Below are 20,371 nucleotides of genomic sequence, written 5' to 3'. Positions count from 1 at the left end.
CAGGGGTCCCCTGCTACCGCCTCGTGATGAGCAGGGGTCCCCTGCTACCACCGCAGCGCGGAGCCGGGGCAGGTGTGGGCGCACGGGCCGGGAAGACGGGTCGGTCACTCGGCGGGGGGTTCCGTGAAGAGGGCGGCCAGCCGGGGCAGCCGCCGCCGGGCCTCCTCCTCGTCGTCGAAGTCCCAGAAATCGTTCAGGTCGGGCGGCACGACCGGGTCCCGGTCCGCCGGCAGCTCCGTCGCGGTGGCCTTCCGGTACGCCTCCCAGGGCACCGCCAGCATGTCCTCGCACTCGAACTCCTCGCCGCTGAGCGCGGCGGCCCGCACCCGGGGCAGTTCGGCCAGCGAGTCCGGGTCGGTGACCGCCCGGGCGAACACCGCCCGCCCCTGGGTCATCAGCCAACCCCGGAAGTACTCGAACCCGTCGTCCGAGGCACCACCGTTGATCAGGTACGCCGCGCCCCAGAGGTCGACCCGGTACGACGCGCTCAGCACCCGCCGCTGGTGGCGCGCGTACCCGACGATCTCCTCCGGGTCCCGCTCGGCGAGCAGCGCGACCGCCCGGGCGGCGACCGCCCCGGGCTCCCCGGCACCCGCCCGTGCCCGGTCGATCAGCTGCCAGAAGTCCTCGGTCCTCATGGAGTGGCAGTCTGACAGAGCCGCGCCGTCACCTGCCGGTCACCGGGAACAGCTCGGCGAGGCGGGGATACCGGCGGGCGAACTCGGCCGGGCCGCTCGTCGGGCTGCCCGGTGACCGTGGCGGAGCCCTCGACCAGGGCCCAGAAGTCGTCGACGTCCGACACGGGGGCAGTGTGCGGGTGCGGTACGACACGATCGCGCGGCACCATGGACGCCATGCGCGCCGTCTCGCTGCCCCCGGTGTCGTACGCGGTCACCGCCGAACGTCCGTCCTGGGAGGATCTGCCGGCCGGGCTGCGCGACGCGGTGGCCGCGCGGCTCGGCGCGCCGGTGCGGTCGGTCCGGGTCGCGTCGGCCGGCTTCACCCGGGGCTTCGCGGGGGTGCTGGAGACCGCCGACGGCGGGCGGGTCTTCGTCAAGGCGGCGTCGGCGGCCGACCAGCCCCACCTGGTCACCTGGTACGCCCGGGAGACCGCCATCCTCGACCGGCTCCCGGCCGGGCTGCCGGTGCCCCGGCCCCGGTGGACGCTGGAAGCGGCCGGCTGGTTCGCGATGGGGCTGACCGCGGTGGACGGGCGGGTACCGGAGTTGCCCTGGTCCGCCGCGGACCTCACCGCCACCCTGGCGGGGTACGCGGAGGTCGCCGCCGCACTCGCCGCCCGCCCGGCCGACCTGGTCGCGGTGGGCCTGCCCCGCCTCGCCGACCTGGCCTACGACGACCTCACCTGGTGGCGCGAGGTGGCCACCGGGCGGGAGCCCCGACCGGGGCCACCCCCGACCGCCGGCGGCTGGGAGGACATCCTGCCCGAGCTGGTCCGGCTGGAGTCGCTGCTACCCGGGTACGCACTGACCGGCGGGCTGGCCCACGGCGACCTGCGCCTGGACAACGTGCTGATCGACCACTCCGGCCGGGCGTGGTTCTGTGACTGGACCTGGCTCTGCCAGGGACCGGCCTGGTTCGATCTGGCCGGGCTGCTGCTCACCGCGTACGGCAGCGGCCTGGACGCCGACGCTCTCTTCGCCGGGCACCCGGTGACGGCCGGGGCGCCGCCGGACGCGCTGGACGCCACCCTGGCGGCCCTGTCCGGCTACTACCTCACCGGCGCCGACACGGCTCCGGGCACCGCCTCGCCGCAAATCCGGGCGCACCGCCTCTTCAGCGGTGGTCTCGCTCTCGACTGGCTCGCCGACCGGCGCGGCTGGCCCCGGGCGTCCCGGCCCGCCCGTTGACCCCCGCACCGGCCGGGACGGGGAGGAGCGGTCCGGGCCACGGCCACCCTGCTGCCCCCGACCGCGCAGCCGAACAGGCGTCGCCCGCACCGGTCCGGGGTCGACGGGCGGGATCGGGTGCCCGTTTTGGCGCGTCCCGATGGACCTGGTAACCTGGCTTTTCACGCAGCGATGACGCATGCTCGTCGCGCGTAAAGCAGACCGAAATCCGAGCTATCAAGACGAGGCTGTCGCGTGGCGAACATCAAGTCCCAGATCAAGCGCAACCGGCAGAACGAGAAGCGCCGGCTGCGTAACAAGTCGGTCAAGTCGTCGCTGAAGACCGCCATCCGTAAGTTCAACGAGGCTGTCGCGGCCGGTGACAGCGAGAAGGCCACCGTGCTCATGCGCGACGCCTCCCGCAAGCTGGACAAGGCCGCCAGCAAGGGTGTGATCCACGCCAACCAGGCCGCGAACCGCAAGTCCGCGATCGCCCAGCGCGTGGGCTCGCTCTCCGCCTGATCCGGCGAGCGTCGATCTGACCGGGAACCCCCCGGGCCATCCGGCCCCGGGGGTTCCGGCTTGTCCGGGGACGCCGACACCGCCCATGGGCTCCCCTGTCGCGGTCGAGCCTGCTCCCCCATCGCGGTGACGATCGGGCCCCGACTCAGGGCCGGTTCGGGCGGCGGTTCGGTTTCGCGTGCCACCGGTCGGGTTCGATCGCCTGCCGGTTCGGGTCGCTTTTCGCCCGGACGACGTCGGCACTCGCGCCTTCCTGCTCGGCACGGTGGACCGACACCACCTCCGCGGGGATCCAGGATGCCCGGCCGGTGACCGGGTCGACAGGGTGTCCGGCCGGAGCCCTGTCCCGACGGTCCGCCGCGCGGGCGGGCACCGGTGCCCGCCCCACCGCCGGTTCCATCTGCCGCCGGAACCGGTCGCGCTCCTGCTCGGGGACGAGGGAGGCGGTGTGGACCACCGAGGCGGCGACGATGTCGTTCAGCTTGACCATCACCGCCACGGCGGCCGGCAGCAGCAGCACCGCCCACCAACTGACCAGCTCGGCCAGGGCGAGCAGGGCGGCCAGCGCCACCGCGCCCTCGAAGAAGAGGAAGCAGAGCACCCCGCCGGGGTTGACGAACCGCAGTCCGAGGACCCGCGCGTACAGGGGACGGTACCGCTCCTCGTCCGCCGCGAGGGTGGCCCATCCGGTCCGCGTCGGCCCGGTCACCGGGTACTGCCCTGCCGGGCCGCCGCCACCGAGAAGACCGCTCGTTCCAGTGCGTACGCCCGGTCGTCCGCACCGCCCTTGACCGCCGCGTTGCACTCGGCGGCCGCCTGCATCGCGCGTACCAGCCCCTCCGGCGTCCAGCCCCGGGCCCGCTGCTGGGCGGTCCTGATCTTCCAGGCGGGCATGCCGAGGGTGCTGGCGAGCTGGTACGGGTCTCCGCGACCGGCCGAGGCGACCCGGGCCACCGTCCGCACCCCGTCGGCGAGCGCGTCGGCGATCGGGACCGGGTCGACGCCGACGTGCAGGGCCCAGCGCAGGGCCTCCAGGGCGGCGGGCACGTCACCGACCATCGCGGCGTCGGCCACGGTGAAGCCGCTCACCTCGGCCCGCCCCCGGTAGTAGCGGGCCACCGTGTCGGCCCCGATCTTGCCGTCGGTGTCCGCCATCAGCTGGGAGCAGGCGGCGGCCAGCTCGCGCAGGTCGTTGCCGACGGCGGCGAGCAACGCGTGGGCGGCGTCGTCGGTGCACCGACCCCCGGCACGCCGGATCTCGTCGCGGACGAAGGCCACCCGGTCGCGGTCGCCCTTCAGCTTCGCCGCCGGGACGACCGTGGCCCCCGCGGCCCGCAGCCCGTCGGCGAACGCCTTGCCCTTGGCTCCGCCCACGTGCAGCACGACCAGGCAGACGTCCGGGTCCGGATCCTTCGCATATGCCAGCAACGCGGCCACCAGGTCCTTGCGGGCGTCCTGGCCGGCGCGGAGGATCAGCACCCGCCGCCCGCCGAAGAGCGAGGGGCTGAGCATCTCGGCGATCTCGCCGACGGTGAGGCTGCCGGCCTGGTACTCCCGGACGTCCACGTTGGGGTCGACGGCGCGGGTGTCGGCGACGGCCTGGGAAACGGCGCGCGTGGCGAGCAGTTCCTCGTCGCCGAGGACGAGCAGAATGGAAGCGAGGCTGGCGGGGGTCACGCCGCCCATATTCGCACGCTCCGGAAGCACATCGTGCCTGCTCGCTGCCGCCGCGACGGCGGAGCCCGCACTCAGTGCAAATCCAGACATATAACTCGTTCCTTGCTTTATGCGGGCGAAGTAATGACCTTCCGGGTAGGTCGCGAAGCAGGTGCCGGCCGAAACGGGTCGGAGCAGCGCACGGGCGTACCTGCTAGCGGTGGCGGCCCGGTTCCACCCCTCGGGTCACCACCGCCAACTGTCCGTCGACGGTCACCACCGCCAGATCCCCCTCGGTGTCGGTCCGCAGCACGCGGGCACCGCCACGGGCCAGCCTCGACAGCACGGCCGGATTCGGATGCCCGTAGTGGTTGTCGACGCCGACCGGCACCAGCGCCACCGCCGGCCGGGTCGCGTCGAGGAAAGCCGGATCCTGGTAGGCGGACCCGTGGTGGGCCACCTTCAGCACGTCGACCCGGAGCGTTCCGGACGGTGTCCGGTCCAGCATCGCCCGCTGCTCCTCGGTCTCGGCGTCCCCCGCGAGCAGGATCCGCACCCCGTCCACCCGGGCGAGCAGCACCACCGAGTTGTTGTTCGGGTCGGACCGGGTGCCCCGGATCGGGTACGGCGGGCCGAGTAGGCCCAGCTCCACCCGGCCCTCCCGGAACGTCCATCCGTCACCGATCGGCACCACCGGTGCCCCGCCCACCGTTGCCGCGGACCGGACGAGTTCCCGCCCGGCCGCCGGCTCCGGCCAGCGCGGGGTCACCACCGCCGCCACCCGCCGTGACCGGAACACCCCGTCGACACCGGCGGTGTGGTCGGCATGGAAGTGACTGACCACGAGCAGCGACACCTGCCGTACGCCCAGCCGCCGCAGGCAGCCGTCGGCGGCGGCCGGATCGGGACCGGCGTCCACCACCACGGCCCGCCCCGGCGCGACCGGGAGCACGACCAGGTCACCCTGGCCGACCGCGCACACCGCGACCACCCAGCCCGCCGGTGGCCACCCGCTCGCCACCAGGCGGACCGGCAACGCGCCCAGCACGGCGGCTACCCCCACCACGGCGACCGTCCGCCGGACCACCGGCCGCCGGGCGGCCACCAGCAACGTCACGGTCAGCGCCGCCAGCAGCAGCCCTCCGGCGACCCCGCCCGGCCAGGGCAGCGTGCCCGCCGGCAGCCGTGCGCCGTACCGGGCGACGCTGACCAGCCACCACGCCGGCCAGCTCGCCAGCCAGGCGACGAACTCGGCAGCCGCCGGCCAGACCGGGGAGAGCACGGCGGCCACCACCCCGAGCACCGTGGCCGGCGCGATCGCCGGCACCGCGAGCAGGTTCGCCGGGACCGCCACCAGGCTGACCGTGCCGGAGAGCCCCGCGACCACCGGGCCGCAGGCGAGCTGGGCGGCGGCCGGCACGGCGAGCGCCTCGGCCAGACCGGCCGGTACGCCACGTCGACGCAGCCCGTCGCGCCACCGTGGGGCGAGCAGCAGCAGCCCGCCGGTGGCCAGGACGGAGAGGGCGAACCCGGGGTCACCGGCCAGCTCCGGGTCGACCAGCACGAGCACGGTGACGGCGGCGGCCAGGGCGGGCAGCGCGGCCCGGGACCGTCCGGCGGCGAGCGCGGCCAGTCCGATCGCGCCCATGGTGGCCGCCCGCACGACGCTCGGGGACGGGCGGACCAGGATGACGAAGCCGACCAGGGCGAGCCCACAGAGCACGACGGCCAGCCGGGGACCGGCCCGCGCCCAGCGGGCGAGCAGCAGCACCGCGCCCACCACGATCGCGACGTTGGACCCGGAGACGGCGTTCAGGTGGGTCATGCCGGTGGCCTGGAAGTCCTCCTCCACCGCCGGTGGCAGCCGGCTGGTGTCGCCGACCACCAGGCCGGGCAGCAGCCCACCCGGGTCGTCGGGCAGCGGGGCACAGGCCCGTTGCAGCCCGGCGCGGAGGGTGCCGGCGACCCGCTGCGCCCGGCTGGGCTCACCGTGCGGCGTCGGTGGGCCGCCGGCGGTGAGCACCGCCCCGGTCAGGTCCCCACCGCGCGGCTCGGCGAGTCGCCCCTCGACGGTCAGCCGCTGACCGGGCAGGAGCGGACGCCAGGCCGGGTCGGTGGCGAGCACCAGGACGCGGACCGGGGCGTCGATCCGTCGTCCGTCCGGCCCGGTCACGGTGACCAGGTCGGCCGGGACCAGCAGCATGGCCGGTCGACCGGCCGCGCCCCGGACGGGACGCGGATCGTCCCGGACGACCACATCCGCGGTGACCGGGGCACGGGTGTGGGTCAGGGCTCGGATGACGGCCGCGTCCCGGGCGGTCAACCGGGCACTGGTGGCCGCTCCGCCGCAGACCACGCCGAGCAACACGGCGACGGCGATCCACCCGTACCGCCGGGCGGGTTCGCGCGGTCGCCCGAGCCACCCGAGCAGGTGGGCGGCGAGCGTGCCGGCGAGCCCGGCCGCCACCACGGCCAGCAGCGCACCGGTCGGGGCGGAGAGGTGCAGTCCGGCGAGAGCGGTCAGCCAGGTCGCCACGGCAAGCCCGGCCAGCCGCAGGTCAGGGGCCGGATCGCCGGCCGGGTGCGTCGAGCCGGGTGCGGTGTCGTGGCGGGTCACACCGTCACCAGGTCCTTGAGCTGCTCGTAGCGAGCGTCCCCGATGCCCTCGACCTGGCGCAGGTCGCCGACCGACCGGAAACCACCCTGCCGGTCGCGGTGGTCGACGATCCGTTCAGCGAGCACCGGGCCGACCCCGGGCAGCGTGTCGAGCTGCGCCACGGTGGCCGTGTTCAGGTTGACCTTCCCGGCCGCCGCAGGCCCGGCCGGGCCGGGTGCCGCTCCGGCCGTGGGCGGACCGGCACCCGGCGGCGGGGTCACCCCGACGACGATCAGCTCGCCGTCGGTGACCCGGCGGGCCGGGTTGAGCAGGGCGACGTCCACGCCCGGCTGCGCGCCACCGGCCGCCTCGATCGCGTCGGCGACCCGGGCACCGGCGGGCAGCCGAACCAACCCGGGACGACGTACCCGGCCGGCGACCGCCACCACCAGCTCGGCCGCGCCGCTGCCCGACGGCGGCTCGGTGACGGCGTCGACAGGCGGCGCGGCCGACGCGGACGGCGCCGCCACCGGCTCGACCTGCGGCCGGGACCGCCACGCCCAGAGTCCGGCGCCGAGCACCACCACGGCCGCGACCACGGCGAGCACCCGCACGCCCCGCCGCCCCGGGTCGAAGGCTCCCGGACCGGGCAGCGGTGCCGGCGGCACCACGGCCGCTGTCGACGCGGCCGCATGGTCGGGTGACGTCGACCGGGACGGTCCGGGCCCGCTGGTGTCCTCCCGGGGCGGGTCGGCATCCCGCAGGGACGGACGGCCGACGCCCGGGGACGGGCGGGACGGTCGAGCCGGTGCGACGAACGGCTCGGCCACCCGGTCGCTGCGTACGGGAAGCAGCCGCCGCAGCCGCCGGCCCGCCTCGGTCTCCTGGTCGTCGGACACGGCGCGACGGTAGGCCGGCGGACCCCGGGAACGTGGCCCGCGCCGGGTCACCTGTGGACGGGCGAGCCACCTGTGGACAACGCCCTGATCATGCCCGGATGTGCTAGTGCCTCGGCCGCCGGTACACCACCACCGACGCCAGTCCCGGTCCGGCGTGGGCGGCGACCACCGCCCCCGCCTCGGTGAGGTACGTGTCGTACAGCCGCTCGCCGAGCCGGGCGCGCAACGCGTCGAGCAGCTGCTCGGCCCGTTGCGGGGCGGCCAGGTGGTGCACGGCCAGGTCCACCTGGTCGTCACCGGCCGCCTCGACGGCGAGCTCCACCAGGCGGGCCACCCCCCGGCTGGCGGTACGGACCTTGTCCCGCAGCACGATCGCCCCGTCGACCATGTGCATGATCGGCTTGACCGAGAGCGCCGTGCCGAGCAGCGCCTCGGCGGCGTTGATCCGGCCGCCCCGGCGCAGGAACTCCAACGTGTCGACGTAGAACAGGACGCGGGTGCGGTCCACCGCGGCCAGCGCCGCGTCGCGTACCCCGGCGAGGTCGGCGCCGCTCTCGGCAGCCCGGACGGCGGCGAGCACCGGGAATCCGATGCCCATCCCGGCGGACCGGCTGTCCACGACGGCGACCCGGTCGTCGAGGTCGGCGGCGGCGCGGGCCCCCTCGACGGTGCCGGAGAGTTCGGCGGAGAGGTGCACGGAGACCACCCCGTCGGCCCCCTCGTCCAGCAGCCGGCGGTACGTCCGCCCGAACTGCTCGGGAGCCGGCCGGGACGTGCTCACCGACACCCGGCGCGCGCCGAGCGCCCGGGTGGCGTCGTCGGGGCGGGTCTCGACCCCTTCCAGGCCCTCCGCGCCGTTGAGCACGACGGTCAGCGGCACCACGGTCAGCCGGTGCGTGCGCACCAGCTCGGGTGGGAGGTAGGCGGTGGAGTCGGTGACGACCGCGACGGGCATGCCCGCACGCTAGTCGAAGTCGGGGCGGGTCGCCGACCTCCCGTCGGCCGGACCGGCTCCGTCAGCATCGCGCCGGCCGGGGCGGGTCGTCGACCTCCCGTCGGCCGGGGCGGTCCGGCCCGGCCGACGGTGCGGGTCAGACCGCCTCGGTGGACGCGGAAAAGCCCGGCCCGGCGCTGCCGGCCCCGGCGGGGACGCCGACGGCCGGCGCCCCGACGTTGTGGGCCCGAAGCTGCCAGCCCCGGACCTCGTCGTGCCGCAGCTCGGTCCAGTGGCAGTTGGCCAGGGAGATGACGGTGGCCAGCACGTCCTGGCCCCAGCCGAGCAGGTGGCCGCAGCCCTGCCGGGCCCCGCCACCGTGGGTGGCGACCACCACGGTGCCACCGAGTACGGCGTCGACGGCGGCCTGGAAACCGGTGCCGACCCGCTTGCCGAGGTCGTCGAGGCTCTCCAGCCCCGCGCCGGGATCGGGGTCCCCGGAGCGCCAGCGGGCGTACTCGGCGGGGAACCGCCTCGTCACCTCGTCGATCAGCAGCCCCTGCCACTGCCCGAAGTGGCGTTCCCGCAGGCGCGGGTCGGTGTGGACCGGCAGCCCGGTGAGCGCGGCCAGCGCGGTCGCGGTGTCCGCCGCGCGGCTCAGGTCGCTGGAGACGATCGCGTCCGGACGGAGTGCGGCGAGCAGCGGCGCGGCGGCCAGCGCCTGCTCGCGACCCCGCTCGTTGAGGGGCACGTCGGTCTGCCCCTGCACCCGCCGGGCGTTGTTCCAGTCGGTGTTGCCGTGCCGCCAGACGATCAGTCGGGTCATTCGGCGGGGGCCGAGGATCCGGCGGTGGCGTCGGCCTCGACCAGGTCCCGGTCGACGAACGGGACGGTCGGGCAGTCCTTCCAGAGCCGGTCGAGGGCGTAGAACTCGCGCTCCTCGGTGTGCTGGACGTGGACCACGATGTCGACGTAGTCGAGCAGCACCCAGCGTCCGCCCCGCTCGCCCTCCCGCCGGACCGGCTTCGCCTTCTCCGGCAGTTCCAGCAGGCGTTCCTCGATCGCGTCCACGATGGCGAGCACCTGACGCTCGTTCGGGGCCGAGGCGAGCAGGAAGGCGTCGGTGATGGCGAGCTGGTCGCCCACGTCGATGATGACGATGTCCTGCGCCTTCTTGTCGGCTGCGGCCTGGGCGGCCGTGGTCGCCAGCTCGTGGGCGCGGTCGGAAACTGTCACCGTTCTCCTTCGATCAACCGTGCGATTCTCCTAGCGTCTCACACGTGGCGCGGGAGTGACGCGTGAGTTCCGGTCGACTACCGGACTTGTCGGGACGAATCAGACGGCTAGTGGTCCTGGTAGAGGCCCCGCTTGGCGATGTACTGCACCACACCGTCGGGAACCAGATACCAGACCGGTTCGCCCCGGGCCACCCTCGCCCGGCAGTCGGTCGACGAGATCGCCATCGCCGGCACCTGCACCAGGCTCACCGTGGCGGCGGGCAGGTGCGCGTCGGAGAGTTCGAACCCCGGCCGGGTGACGGCGATGAAGTGGGCCAGCTCGAAGATCTCGTCCAGGTCCTTCCAGGAGAGGATCCGGGCCAGCGCGTCCGCTCCGGTGATGAAGTAGAGCTGCACCTTCGGGCCGTACTCGGCGTGCAGGTCGCGCAGCGTGTCGACGGTGTAGGTGGGGCCGCCCCGGTCGATGTCGACCCGGCTGACCTGGAAGCGGGGGTTGGAGGCGGTGGCGACCACCGTCATCAGGTAACGGTCCTCGGCCGGGCTGACCGCCTCCTCGGCCTTCTGCCACGGCTGCCCGGTGGGGACGAAGACCACCTCGTCCAGCCCGAACCGGTCGGCGACCTCACTGGCTGCGACGAGGTGGCCGTGGTGGATCGGGTCGAAGGTGCCCCCCATGATCCCGATCCGCCGGATGTCTTCCTCCATCCGGAGATCGTATGCCCGCCGGGAGGCGGCTGACCTGCCCTGCTCTGCGGGTGCGGCAGCGGTCACAGCGACCGCCGCCGCTCACCCCAGGTCGGCCGGGTCGGTGTTCGCGCCGCAGAGCACCACGGCGACCCGTTCCCCCGGCTCCGGACGGTAGGCGCCCGCGGTCAGCGCCGCCAGGGCCGCCGCCGCGCCGTGCTCCACCACCAGCCGGTGGCGGTCCCACAGCCAGCGGCGTGCCGCCACCAGGTCGTCGTCGCCGACCAGCAGGGACCGGACGCCGCAGTCGACCGCCACGTCGAAGGCGATCCGGCCGAGCCGGCGCGCGCCGAGCGAGTCGGCGGCCACCCCGGACACCGGGACGTCCGTCGGTCGTCGGGCCGCCAGGGCGGCGTGCAGGGTGGGCGCGCCGGCCGGCTCCACCCCGACCACCCGGGCCAGCCCGTCGAGGGCGGCGGCCACCCCGGCCATCAGGCCACCGCCGCCCACGGCCACCAGCACGGTGTCCACCCCGCCGGTCTGCTCCCACAACTCCACCCCGAGGGTGCCGGCCCCCGCCACCATGGCCGGCTGGTCGTACGCGTGGCAGAACGCGGCCCCGGTCTCGGCGGCGCGGGCGGTGGCGGCCTGGTACGCCTCGGCGTACTCCCGCCCGACCTGCACCACGGTCGCGCCGAGGGCGTGCAACCGGCGGACCTTCGCCGGCGCGGAGATGGTCGGCACGAAGATCTCCGCCGGTACCCCGAGCCGGGCGGCGGCGTACGCCACCGCGACCCCGGCGTTGCCCCCGGACGCGGTGACCACCCCGGCGGCGGTCAGTTCGCCGTCCTCGGCGGCCGACCGGATCCGGTTGACCGCGCCCCGGGCCTTGAAGGTGCCGGTCTGCTGGAGCTGTTCGAGCTTGAACCAGAGCGCGCCGACCGCGTCCCGCGTGTCCCCGACCGCCTCCGCCGGGTCGACGGCGAGCACCGGCGTGCATCGCACGTACCCGGCGATCCGGCCGGCGGCGGCGTCCACGTCGGCCCGGGTGACAGCGGGATCTCCGTCGGACCGCGCGCCGGCACCGTCGGACGGTGCCGGCGGCGGTCCCGCCGGTCGGGTCATGCCGCCACGACGCGGGCCGTCCGGGCCACCAGGGCCCGCCGCAGATCGTCGTCGGCGTCGGTGACCACCCGGCGCAGGCCGGGGGTGAGGTCCGCACGTTCCAGCAGCGCCGAGGCCAGGTCCCGGGTCGACGCCGCGACGGCGTAGCGGGGGTAGGCCAGCTTCGCGACCTGCTCGGCCACCCACGGGGTACGCAGCGTCGCCGCCGCCGGCATCTCGGCGAAGTACCGTGTCACGTACGGATCGGTCAGTTCGGCCTGCTCCGGCTGCCAGAAGCTTCCGGCTGCCGCCTCGACCAGCCGGTTCGACAGGCCGGTGTCCCGGGTGACGATCTCCCAGGCCCGCCGCTTGGCCTCCGGGTCGGGCAGCGCGGCCCGGCACCCGGCCGCCTCCACCGCACCGGTCGCGCTCGGATCGGCGGTCGCCTCGGCGGCGATCTCCGCCTCGCCGGCCGCGCCGAGCACCACCAGCCGGCGCAGCAGCGACCAGCGCAGGTCGGCGTCGACGGTCAGCCCGTCGGGCACTCCGGAGCCGGCCAGCCAGCCGCCGAGCAGCGCGGTGTCGGTGCTGGACGCGATCAGCCCCTGGGCTGCGGCGAGTTGGAGCGAGCCACCGGCCGGCGCGGCGGCCAGCAGTCGCCGGCAGGCCCCGGTCACCTCGACCAGGGCCGCGTCCCGGGCCGCCGGTTCGAGGTACCGGTCGATCAGTGGCCGGATCAGCGCCAGCACGTCCTCGACGATGATCACCTCGGTCTCGGCGGGGAGCGCCGCCGAGATCAGCTCGACCACGGCCGTCACCGGCCGTTCCCCGTCGATCGCCGCGTGCAGCGACTCGCCCCAGAGCAACGCCCGGGCCAACGGGTCGGCCAGACCCGGCAGCACCAGCGGCACGGTGTCCGCCGAGGCCGGGTCGAGGCGCACCTTGGCGAAGGTCAGATCGCCGTCGTTGGGCAGCAGCAGTCGGGCCGCAGGCTCACCGGCCAGCTCGGGCAGGACGGTGCGGCCCCCGTCGGTGTCCGGGTCGAGGTCGACCTCCCGCCGCTGGACCGTGCCGTCGGCCGAGTAGACCCCGACCCCGATCCGGTGCGGACGCAGCACCGGGTGGGTCTCCGGGGCGGTCTGGGTGATCGCCACCTCGGTGTACCGGCCGTCGGCGTCCAGGCTCACCTCGGCCCGCAGGGTGTTCACCTGCGGGCGGCGCAGCCAGCGCTCCGCCCAGGCGTCGAGGTCCCGCCCGCTGGCGGCGCTCAGGCTGGCCAGCAGGTCGGCAAGGGTGGCGTTGCCGAACCGGTGCGCGGCGAAGTGCGCGTTCAGGCCGGCGAGGAACGCCTCGTCGCCGAGCCAGGCGACGAGTTGCCGCAGGACGCTGGCGCCCTTGGCGTACGAGATGCCGTCGAAGTTGAGCAGGCCCTCGGCGGCGTCGGCGACCTCCTCCGGGGCGACCGGGTGGGTCGAGGGGCGCTGGTCGGCGGCGTACCCCCAGGCCTTGCGCCGCAGTGCGAAGGTGGTCCACGCCCGGTCGAAGCGGGTGGCCTCGGCGGTGACCCGGACCCCGAGGTACTCGGCGAAGGACTCGTTCAGCCACAGGTCGTCCCACCAGCGCATGGTGACCAGGTCACCGAACCACATGTGGGCCATCTCGTGGGCGATCGTGGTGGCGCGCAGCTCGCGCTGCGAGTCGGTGACCGCCGACCGGAAGACGTAGTCGTCGCGGATGGTGACCAGGCCCGGATTCTCCATGGCGCCGGCGTTGAACTCCGGCACGAACGCCTGGTCGTACTTCCCGAACGGGTAACGCTCGGCGAAGAGCTCGTGGAACCGGTCGAAGCACTGCCGGGTGACGGTGAAGATCTCCTCGGCGTCGGCGTCCAGGTGCACGGCGAGGGAGCGCCGGCAGTACAGGCCGAGCGGGATGCCGTCATGCTCGGTCCGCCGGACGTGGTAGGGCCCGGCGATCAGGCTGAAGAAGTACGTGGCCAGCGGCGCGGTCGGGGCGAACTCCCAGCGTCCGGGCCGGGGCGTGGCGGCGATCGGCCCGTTGGCGGCGACCGTCCACTCCGGTGGCGCGGTGACCGAGAGGGTCACCGGGGCCTTCAGGTCGGGCTGGTCGAAGGCGGCGAAGATGCGCTGCACGTCGTCCAGGAAGGACATGGCGTAGAGATAGGTCTCGCCGTCGACCGGGTCGACGAACCGGTGCATGCCCTCACCGGTGTTCGAGTACGCCATCTGCGCCTCGACGGTCAGCGTGTTCGCGGCGGCCAGGCCGGTCAGCGGCAGGCGGTCGTCGACCAGCAGCCCCGGGTCGAGGTCTCGGTCGTTGAGGCGGACCCCGACCAGTTGGGCGGGTTTGACCTCGACGAAGGTCTCCGCTCCGGGGGTGGCCCGGAAGGTGATGGTGACGTGGGAGTGGAAGCGGTCACCGTCGCCGGTCAGGTCAAGGTCCACCTGATAGGACTCGACGGTAATCGACGCGCCACGCGCAGTCGCCTCTACACGGCTCAGGCTCGGCATCCGCTTATCCTGCCCGATGAGGGAACGGACAGCGTTCCCATTACTCCCGGCACTGGAGGAAGCAACAATGGGTCAGCACCCCAAGGGCGATTTCGACCTGTCGCGGGCCGTCTGGCAGCGCGCCGAGGGGGACACCTCCGACAGCGCGGTCGAGGTCGCCTTCGTCGACGACCTGATCGGCATGCGCAACTCGGCCGAGCCGGACGGCCCGGTCCTGGTCTTCACCCAGGCCGAGTGGGACGCCTTCGTCGCCGGCGCGCAGGACGGCGAGTTCGACCTGGACTGACACCGGCTGCCGCGACCAGGCGCTCGACGACCGGCGACGTGGGAGCCCGGCACCCGGGACACCCACGTCGACCCGGTCCGGCCCCGGTCAACCGTCGCCGTCGCCCCAGCCGAGGCCACCGAGACCGGGGCCGTGATGGAAGCCGGGATGGCCGGTCACGTCGGCGCAGCGCTCCCCGTCCGGGCCGGCCGCCCCGCAGAACAGCGGCTCCGCCCGGTGCCAGGCACCGGCCGGTGAGCAGGCGGCGCCGCCGAGCGCCACCTCGGGACGGAGCAGGCTGAGCGCCTCGGCGTACTCCACCGCCCGCTCGCGCGCCTCGGTCAGGTGCGTCGCCTCGAAAAGGAGATGCGCGGTGTAGAGCCGGGGCGGTGGCGGAAGCCGCCGCCCATCCCGCCGCCCGTCCACCCGCCACCGGGGTGACCTGTTGTCCCTCATGCCGTTCCCTCCCCGTCATCGGCGCTCCCGGTCGGTCCGCGCCCCGCTCCGACACCTGCCGTCAGACCACGCCACACTCCGACACCCGCCGTCGGACCACGCCGGCCCCGACACCCGCCACCGCTCCGACACCCGTCGTCGGACCGTGCCGCCGGTCCCGTCCAGCCAAGCAGGACCGGGCCCCACGGGGAGGAGCCAGCGGTCCCGGTTGCGGCTGGCCCACATCTCGCCGGCCGGGGAATCATCCGCGCCGCCCCGGGTAGACGCAGCCCGGCCGGTGGCCCTCGCCGGCCGGCCGGCACCGCGTGCGGCGCGCCGGCCCCGCCGCACCCGCGTCGGAGGCGAGTTGTCCCGCATACCCACCGACCAGTGCCCGGAGAGCACCCTGGCCCTCCTGCGGGACGGCTACCGGTTCGTCACCGACCGCTGCGAGCGGTTGGGTAGCGACGTCTTCCAGACCCGATTGCTACTGCGCCGCACCATCTGCCTGCGCGGTCGGGGCGGCGCGGAGCTGTTCTACGACGAGGAGCTGTTGCAGCGGGCCGGAGCCGCGCCGAACAGGGTGCGGCGCACCCTGTTCGGGTCCGGCGGCGTGCAGGGCCTCGACGGGACCGCCCATCGGGAACGCAAGGCGATGCTGATGTCGGTGCTGAACCCGGAGGCCGTCCGCCGGCTCGGGCAACTCTTCGCCGACGAGTGGCGGGCCCGGATCCCGGTCTGGGAGCGGGCCGGACGGGTGGTCCTGTACGACGAGGTCGGCCACCTGCTCACCCGGGCGGTCTGCGCCTGGGCGGGGGTGCCGCTCGCCGACCGCGACGTGGCCCGCCGTACCCGCGACCTGCACCGCATGATCGAGGCGCCGGCGGCCCTCGGGCCCCGGCACTGGCAGGGACGCTGGGCGCGGCTCCGGTCCGAACACTGGCTCGGCGGAGTCGTGGACCGGGAACGGGTCGGCCTGCTGCCCGCCCCCGAGGGCAGCGCGCTGCGGGTCGTCGCCGAGCACCGCGACGCCCGGGACGAGTTGCTCCCCCGGCGGATCGCCGTGGTCGCCCTGCTCAACATCCTGCGGCCGACCGTGGCGGTCGACCGGTTCGTGGTGTTCGCCGCGCTCGCCCTGCACGAGCACCCCGGGTGGCGGGAGCGGGTCCGCGCCGGAACGGCCGAGACGGAACAGTTCGTCCAGGAGGTACGCCGGTTCTACCCGTTCTTCCCGCTGGCCGCCGCCCGGGTCCGCCGTTCCTTCGACTGGCGGGGGCACCACTTCCCGCGCGGCCGGCGGGTGCTGCTCGACCTGTACGGCACCAACCACCACCCGGATCTCTGGCCCGAACCGGGCCGATTCCGGCCGGAACGGTTCGCCGGCTGGCCCGGCGACCCGTACGCGCTCGTTCCTCAGGGCGGTGGGGACCACTGGACCGGGCACCGCTGCGCCGGGGAGTGGCTCACCATCGAGCTGATGAAGCAGGCGGTGACCCTGCTGACCTCGGCGATGCGCTACGACGTGCCCACCCAGAACCTGACGCTCAGCCTGCGCCGGATACCGGCCCTGCCGGCGAACCGGTTCGTGCTCGACGGTGTGCGTCGTACCGCCTGAACCGGCCGCCGGGGGCGACGCCCGCCGGTCCGGTGCCGACCCGACGGCCGGCACCGGACGGGCTCACGCCTGCGGGTGCAGCACGGTGCGCAGGCAGGCGTCCTGCTTCTTCTCGAAGATCTCGTAGCCGCGCACCCCGTCGGCCAAGGGCATCGGGTGGGTGGCCAGGTAGCCGGGGTCCATCTCCCCGGCGGCGATCCGGTCGAGCAGCATGGGGATGTACCGCTGGGCGTGCATCTGCCCCATCCGCAGCACCAGCGCCTTGTTCATTGCCGCGCCGAGCGGGAACTTGTCCACGAAGCCGCCGTAGACGCCGACGATGCTGACCGTGCCGCCCTTGCGGCAGGCCATGATCGCCTGCCGGACCGAGGTGGGTCGGTCGGTCTGCGCGCGGGTGGCCTGCTTAGCCCGGTCGTACGCGTACGCCGGACCGACGTCGTGGGCCTCCATGCCGACCGCCTCGATGCAGGCGTCCGGGCCGCGCCCGGCGGTCATCTCCCGCAGCGCCTCCAGCACGTCCGTCTCGGCGTAGTTGACGGTCTCCACGCCGAGCCGGTCGGCGGCGGTGGCGAGCCGTTCGGGCAGCCGGTCGACCATGATGACCCGTTCGGCGCCGAGTAGCTGCGCGGCGCGGGCGGCCATCTGCCCGACCCCGCCGGCCCCCCAGACGGCGACCACCTCGCCGCCGGTCAGGTGGCAGAAGTCGGCGGCCATCCAGCCGGTCGGCATCGCGTCGGAGGCGAAGACCACCGAGTCGTCCGGCACCCCGTCCGGGACCTTGAACGCCCCGATGTCGCCGAACGGGACGCGGACGTACTCGGCGTGGCTGCCGGAGTAGCCACCGGCCGCGTGCGAGTACCCGATGATGCCCGCCGGGGAGTGCCCCCAGAGCTTCTCGGTGATGACCGGCTGTGGGTTCGAGTTGTCGCAGAGCGAGTACTGCTCGGTGCGGCAGTACCAGCAGCCGCCGCAGGCGACCACGGAACCGACCACCACCCGGTCGCCGACCCGGAGCCGCCGGACGTCGGGACCGGTCTCCACCACCTCGCCGGTGAACTCGTGGCCCAGGACGTCGCCCTCCTGCATCGCCGGGAGGTATCCGTTGATCAGGTGCAGGTCCGAGCCGCAGACACTGCTGGCCCTGACCTTGACGACGATGTCCCCCGCCGCGCGGATCCGCGGTTCCGGCACGTCGCGGACGGCCAGTTTGCCGACGCCTTCCCAGCAGAGAGCCTTCACGGCCGGCCTCCCGCCGTCAGCCTGTCGCGGACCACGTCGGTCACCCGTTCCCGCGCCGGGCTCCGCCCGGACGGGTCGCGGTGCGTGTCGACGACCTGGCCACACTCGATGAGCGACTTCACCCGGCGCAGGGTGGTCCGCAGACGCACGTCCGGATCGTCGCCCCGGGCCAGTCCCAGCGCCCGACGCAGCGGGCCGGCCGAGCGGTAGCGCAGCTCGGCACGGATCTCGGTGCCCCGTCCTTCGGGGGCGGCCACCAGGTCGACGTGCCCCTCCTGGGACACCGGGCCGTCGGTCACCTCCCAGCGCAGCCGTCCCGGACCGGCCACGGTCACGTCCGCCCGCCACTCGGCGCCGCCGTCGCCGGAGGGGTCGCGGGCCACGCACCGCCACCGGTTCGGGCCGAGCTGTTCCAGGGCCGCCCACTCGTCGAGGGCCCGGTCGAGCCGTTCCCGGTCGGTCCAGAAGCCCACGACGGCCTCGACCGGCCGGTCCACCGTGACCCCCCGGCGCACCACGTACCAGCCGTTGACCTTCTCCGGTTGCCGTCGGTGTCGTCGGACGGCCACCGCGCGACCGACGCCGACCGCCCCGCCGGTGGCGACGACGGCGCCGAGCAGCGTCCACCTCGTCCTGTTGCTGGTCATCAACGTCTCCTCCAACCGGGCGTCCAGGGATGGATCGTCCGTGTCCCCGCGCTACCCGGTCAGGTGGCGTCGAAACGGCCCGTCCGCCGGCGACCCGCGCGGGCCGGACCGGGGAGATCGCCGCGCCCCACCGGCACCCGCCCCGCCGCGCACGTTTGGTGATCCGGATTGCGGGCACCTGCCCGGGGCAACCGCCCACCGTCGTCCGGGTTGCCCGCCCGGACGCGCCGCCGCCCGGACACCCGACCGGGTCGCACCGTCGCCCGGGAGTGCCGTTGTCCTTCGACGCCAGCGAGTACGGTCGGCAGGTCGCGGACGTCTACGACGAGGCGTACGCCCACCTCACCGCCGACGACGCGGTGGACCGGCTGGTCACGCTCGCCGAGGGCGGCCCGGTCTGTGAGTTCGGCATCGGCACCGGACGGCTCGCGCTCCCCCTGGTACGGCACGGGCTGACCGTGGCCGGCGTCGAGGGATCCCCGGCGATGGTCGCCGGCCTGCGCGCCAAGCCCGACGGCGACCGGATCGAGGTGGCCGTGGGGGACTTCTCCACCGTCCGCGTAGCCGGTGAGTTCGCGCTGGTGCTGTTGGCCTTCAACACGATCTTCGCGCTGCCCGACCAGGCCGCCCAGGTCGCCTGCTTCCGCAACGCCGCCGCGCACCTGCGGCCCGGCGGGAGGTTCGTGGTCGAGGCGTGGGTGCCCGACCCGGGCGCGTTCCGGGCCGGCACGGCCCTGCGACCGGTCCGGGTCGCCGAGGACGAGGTGCTGCTGGAGGCGGCCGTCCTGCACCCGGCGGAACAGCGGATGACCACGACCAAGCTACGGATCACGGACTCCGGGATCCGCCTGCTGCCGGCCAACCACCGCTACGCCTGGCCGGCGGAACTGGACCTCATGGCGGAGCTGGCCGGCATGCGCCGGGAACACCGCTGGGCGGACTGGGCGGACCGGCCGTTCACCGACGAGAGCCGACAGCACGTCTCGGTCTACCGACGGGGGGAGGCGTGAGCGCCCCGCCCCGCCCGGCCCGGCGTCCCGCGACCACGGCCACCCGGCTGCCGCTGTCGTACGTGCTGCCACTGCGCTGGTCCGACGACACCGGACTGGCCGAGCTGACCGGGTACCTGCGACGGCTCGCCGCACGGGTCGAGGTGACCGTCGTCGACGGCTCCCCACCGGAGGTCTTCGCCCGGCACGCCGCGCTCTGGCGTGGCCTGGTGCGGCACGTCCCGCCCGATCCGGCGCTGCGCGGCGCGAACGGAAAGGTGCTCGGGGTGCTCACCGGCGTCCGCCTGGCCGGACACGAGCACGTGGTGATCGCCGACGACGACGTCCGGTACGACGACGCGGGGCTGCGCGCCGTGCACCGGCTGCTGGACCGGGTGGACCTTATCCGCCCGCAGAACTACTTCGACCCGATGCCCTGGCACGCGTACTGGGACACCGGCCGGATCCTGCTCAACCGGGCGTGCGGCGCGGACTACCCGGGCACCCTGGCCGTGCGTCGGAGCACCTTCCTCGCGATGGGCGGCTACGACCCGGACGTGCTCTTCGAGAACCTGGAGCTGATCCGCACCGTGCGGGCGTACGGCGGTACCGAGGCGGCTCCGGCCGGGCTCTACGTCCGCCGGCTGCCCCCGGCCACCCGGCACTTCCTCGGTCAACGGGTCCGGCAGGCGTACGACGACCTGGCCCAGCCGGTGCGGCTGGCGACCTTCCTCGCGGTGCTGCCGGCCGTCGGCGCGGCCGTCGTCGCGCGTCGGCCCGGCCCGGTCCTCGGCGCGCTGGCGGCCACGGTGGCGCTGGCCGAGACGGGCCGCCGTCGGGCCGGTGGCGCCCGGATCTTTCCACCGGCGACCGCGCTGACCGCGCCGCTCTGGGTGCTCGAACGCGCCACCTGTTCCTGGCTGGCGCTGGGACAGCGGGTGCTCTTCGGCGGCGTGCGCTACGCCGGCACCCGCCTCCGGCTCGCCGCCAACTCGCCCCGCGCCCTGCGGGCCCACGCCCACCCCGGCCCACTCCCCTCCCCGTCCCATCTGACCCGAGCCCCGGCCTGCTGGGGTGGTTGCAGGGGCCCCCTGCTCGGCAAAAAGCGGTAACAAGGGACCCCTGCTACCAACCACGTGCGGGTCAGCGGACCGGTGCGCACGCAACGGC

At 74.7% G+C, this 20,371-nt stretch carries 20 protein-coding genes; 6 read left to right on the top strand and 14 right to left on the bottom strand.

Features of this window, described 5'->3' with window-relative positions; genetic code table 11:
* Nucleotides 1–104 precede the first annotated feature (104 nt).
* A complete protein-coding gene (locus ACIBJE_RS27605; RefSeq protein WP_396753191.1) occupies nt 105–638 on the bottom strand; it encodes a DUF4240 domain-containing protein in 534 nt (177 codons plus the stop codon).
* Between the two features lie 216 nt (nt 639–854).
* On the opposite strand from ACIBJE_RS27605, the gene ACIBJE_RS27600 reads away from it, so the two are divergent.
* A complete protein-coding gene (locus ACIBJE_RS27600; protein ID WP_396753190.1) occupies nt 855–1,868 on the top strand; it encodes a phosphotransferase in 1,014 nt (337 codons plus the stop codon).
* Between the two features lie 234 nt (nt 1,869–2,102).
* Nucleotides 2,103–2,369: a 30S ribosomal protein S20 gene (gene rpsT / locus ACIBJE_RS27595; RefSeq protein ID WP_396753189.1), complete on the top strand. Its 267-nt coding sequence runs from the start codon at nt 2,103–2,105 to the stop codon at nt 2,367–2,369.
* A 145-nt stretch (nt 2,370–2,514) separates the two neighbouring features.
* Here rpsT and ACIBJE_RS27590 read toward each other — a convergent pair whose 3' ends face one another.
* The 10 genes from ACIBJE_RS27590 to pepN all read right to left on the bottom strand — a co-directional run bounded on the left by ACIBJE_RS27590 (nt 2,515) and on the right by pepN (nt 14,011).
* On the bottom strand, nt 2,515–3,078 hold the full coding sequence (locus tag ACIBJE_RS27590; RefSeq protein ID WP_396753188.1) for a hypothetical protein: 564 nt from the start codon (nt 3,076–3,078) through the stop codon (nt 2,515–2,517).
* Nucleotides 3,075–4,055, bottom strand: coding sequence for a DNA polymerase III subunit delta (gene holA / locus ACIBJE_RS27585; RefSeq protein WP_396753187.1), 981 nt, complete (start codon nt 4,053–4,055; stop codon nt 3,075–3,077). Before holA ends, ACIBJE_RS27590 begins: the two co-directional genes overlap by 4 nt.
* A 184-nt stretch (nt 4,056–4,239) precedes the next feature.
* A complete protein-coding gene (locus ACIBJE_RS27580; protein WP_396753186.1) occupies nt 4,240–6,642 on the bottom strand; it encodes a ComEC/Rec2 family competence protein in 2,403 nt (800 codons plus the stop codon).
* Nucleotides 6,639–7,520 (bottom strand): helix-hairpin-helix domain-containing protein, encoded by an 882-nt coding sequence (locus ACIBJE_RS27575; protein WP_396753185.1) that lies wholly within the window; start codon nt 7,518–7,520, stop codon nt 6,639–6,641. Before ACIBJE_RS27575 ends, ACIBJE_RS27580 begins: the two co-directional genes overlap by 4 nt.
* Before the next feature lie 103 nt (nt 7,521–7,623).
* Nucleotides 7,624–8,475, bottom strand: coding sequence for a DegV family protein (locus ACIBJE_RS27570; RefSeq protein WP_396753184.1), 852 nt, complete (start codon nt 8,473–8,475; stop codon nt 7,624–7,626).
* A 136-nt stretch (nt 8,476–8,611) separates the two neighbouring features.
* Nucleotides 8,612–9,280, bottom strand: coding sequence for a histidine phosphatase family protein (locus ACIBJE_RS27565; protein ID WP_396753183.1), 669 nt, complete (start codon nt 9,278–9,280; stop codon nt 8,612–8,614).
* The gene (gene rsfS / locus ACIBJE_RS27560; RefSeq protein WP_396753182.1) at nt 9,277–9,690 is read right to left on the bottom strand and encodes a ribosome silencing factor; all 414 of its coding nucleotides are present in this window, start codon (nt 9,688–9,690) and stop codon (nt 9,277–9,279) included. Before rsfS ends, ACIBJE_RS27565 begins: the two co-directional genes overlap by 4 nt.
* A gap of 107 nt (nt 9,691–9,797) precedes the next feature.
* Entirely contained in the window at nt 9,798–10,397 is a 600-nt protein-coding gene (gene nadD, locus ACIBJE_RS27555; protein WP_396753181.1) for a nicotinate-nucleotide adenylyltransferase, read from the bottom strand.
* A gap of 81 nt (nt 10,398–10,478) precedes the next feature.
* Entirely contained in the window at nt 10,479–11,501 is a 1,023-nt protein-coding gene (locus ACIBJE_RS27550; RefSeq protein ID WP_396753180.1) for a threonine/serine dehydratase, read from the bottom strand.
* Nucleotides 11,498–14,011 (bottom strand): aminopeptidase N, encoded by a 2,514-nt coding sequence (pepN, locus tag ACIBJE_RS27545; protein ID WP_396753179.1) that lies wholly within the window; start codon nt 14,009–14,011, stop codon nt 11,498–11,500. Before pepN ends, ACIBJE_RS27550 begins: the two co-directional genes overlap by 4 nt.
* A 67-nt stretch (nt 14,012–14,078) precedes the next feature.
* Here pepN and ACIBJE_RS27540 point away from each other — a divergent pair, with 67 nt between their 5' ends.
* Entirely contained in the window at nt 14,079–14,297 is a 219-nt protein-coding gene (locus ACIBJE_RS27540) for a DUF397 domain-containing protein (RefSeq protein WP_067312494.1), read from the top strand.
* Nucleotides 14,298–14,384: 87 nt separating this feature from the next.
* Here ACIBJE_RS27540 and ACIBJE_RS27535 read toward each other — a convergent pair whose 3' ends face one another.
* Nucleotides 14,385–14,732 carry a hypothetical protein gene (locus tag ACIBJE_RS27535; protein ID WP_396753178.1) on the bottom strand — a complete coding sequence of 116 codons (348 nt, stop codon included), beginning with the start codon at nt 14,730–14,732 and terminating at the stop codon, nt 14,385–14,387.
* A 346-nt stretch (nt 14,733–15,078) separates the two neighbouring features.
* On the opposite strand from ACIBJE_RS27535, the gene ACIBJE_RS27530 reads away from it, so the two are divergent.
* Nucleotides 15,079–16,326, top strand: coding sequence for a cytochrome P450 (locus ACIBJE_RS27530; protein ID WP_396753177.1), 1,248 nt, complete (start codon nt 15,079–15,081; stop codon nt 16,324–16,326).
* 63 nt (nt 16,327–16,389) lie between these two features.
* Here the strand turns inward: ACIBJE_RS27530 and ACIBJE_RS27525 are convergent, their stop codons facing one another.
* Together ACIBJE_RS27525 and ACIBJE_RS27520 are read right to left on the bottom strand one after the other, a co-directional pair.
* On the bottom strand, nt 16,390–17,565 hold the full coding sequence (locus ACIBJE_RS27525) for a zinc-dependent alcohol dehydrogenase (RefSeq protein WP_396753176.1): 1,176 nt from the start codon (nt 17,563–17,565) through the stop codon (nt 16,390–16,392).
* Entirely contained in the window at nt 17,562–18,212 is a 651-nt protein-coding gene (locus tag ACIBJE_RS27520; protein WP_396753175.1) for a cyclase, read from the bottom strand. The genes ACIBJE_RS27525 and ACIBJE_RS27520 overlap by 4 nt, the downstream gene beginning before the upstream one ends.
* A gap of 275 nt (nt 18,213–18,487) precedes the next feature.
* On the opposite strand from ACIBJE_RS27520, the gene ACIBJE_RS27515 reads away from it, so the two are divergent.
* Nucleotides 18,488–19,222, top strand: a complete 735-nt coding sequence (locus tag ACIBJE_RS27515) for a class I SAM-dependent methyltransferase (RefSeq protein ID WP_396753174.1) — start codon at nt 18,488–18,490, stop codon at nt 19,220–19,222.
* Nucleotides 19,219–20,313, top strand: a complete 1,095-nt coding sequence (locus ACIBJE_RS27510) for a glycosyltransferase (protein WP_396753173.1) — start codon at nt 19,219–19,221, stop codon at nt 20,311–20,313. Before ACIBJE_RS27515 ends, ACIBJE_RS27510 begins: the two co-directional genes overlap by 4 nt.
* Nucleotides 20,314–20,371: the final 58 nt, after the last annotated feature.

Source organism: Micromonospora sp. NPDC050187 (assembly GCF_044459745.1).
Lineage (GTDB): Bacteria > Actinomycetota > Actinomycetes > Mycobacteriales > Micromonosporaceae > Micromonospora.
Note: the sequence above shows the minus strand (reverse complement) of the source record. Positions and strands in the feature narration are given on the sequence as shown.

Excerpts from the sequence above, each read along its gene's own strand:
- pepN (WP_396753179.1), bottom strand. The coding sequence starts at position 14,011 with ATGCCGAGCCTGAGCCGTGTAGAGGCGACTGCGCGTGGCGCGTCGATT.
- nadD (WP_396753181.1), bottom strand. The coding sequence starts at position 10,397 with ATGGAGGAAGACATCCGGCGGATCGGGATCATGGGGGGCACCTTCGAC.
- ACIBJE_RS27600 (WP_396753190.1), top strand. The coding sequence starts at position 855 with ATGCGCGCCGTCTCGCTGCCCCCGGTGTCGTACGCGGTCACCGCCGAA.
- ACIBJE_RS27535 (WP_396753178.1), bottom strand. The coding sequence starts at position 14,732 with ATGAGGGACAACAGGTCACCCCGGTGGCGGGTGGACGGGCGGCGGGAT.
- ACIBJE_RS27550 (WP_396753180.1), bottom strand. The coding sequence starts at position 11,501 with ATGACCCGACCGGCGGGACCGCCGCCGGCACCGTCCGACGGTGCCGGC.
- ACIBJE_RS27520 (WP_396753175.1), bottom strand. The coding sequence starts at position 18,212 with ATGACCAGCAACAGGACGAGGTGGACGCTGCTCGGCGCCGTCGTCGCC.
- ACIBJE_RS27565 (WP_396753183.1), bottom strand. The coding sequence starts at position 9,280 with ATGACCCGACTGATCGTCTGGCGGCACGGCAACACCGACTGGAACAAC.
- holA (WP_396753187.1), bottom strand. The coding sequence starts at position 4,055 with ATGGGCGGCGTGACCCCCGCCAGCCTCGCTTCCATTCTGCTCGTCCTC.
- ACIBJE_RS27570 (WP_396753184.1), bottom strand. The coding sequence starts at position 8,475 with ATGCCCGTCGCGGTCGTCACCGACTCCACCGCCTACCTCCCACCCGAG.
- ACIBJE_RS27540 (WP_067312494.1), top strand. The coding sequence starts at position 14,079 with ATGGGTCAGCACCCCAAGGGCGATTTCGACCTGTCGCGGGCCGTCTGG.
- ACIBJE_RS27605 (WP_396753191.1), bottom strand. The coding sequence starts at position 638 with ATGAGGACCGAGGACTTCTGGCAGCTGATCGACCGGGCACGGGCGGGT.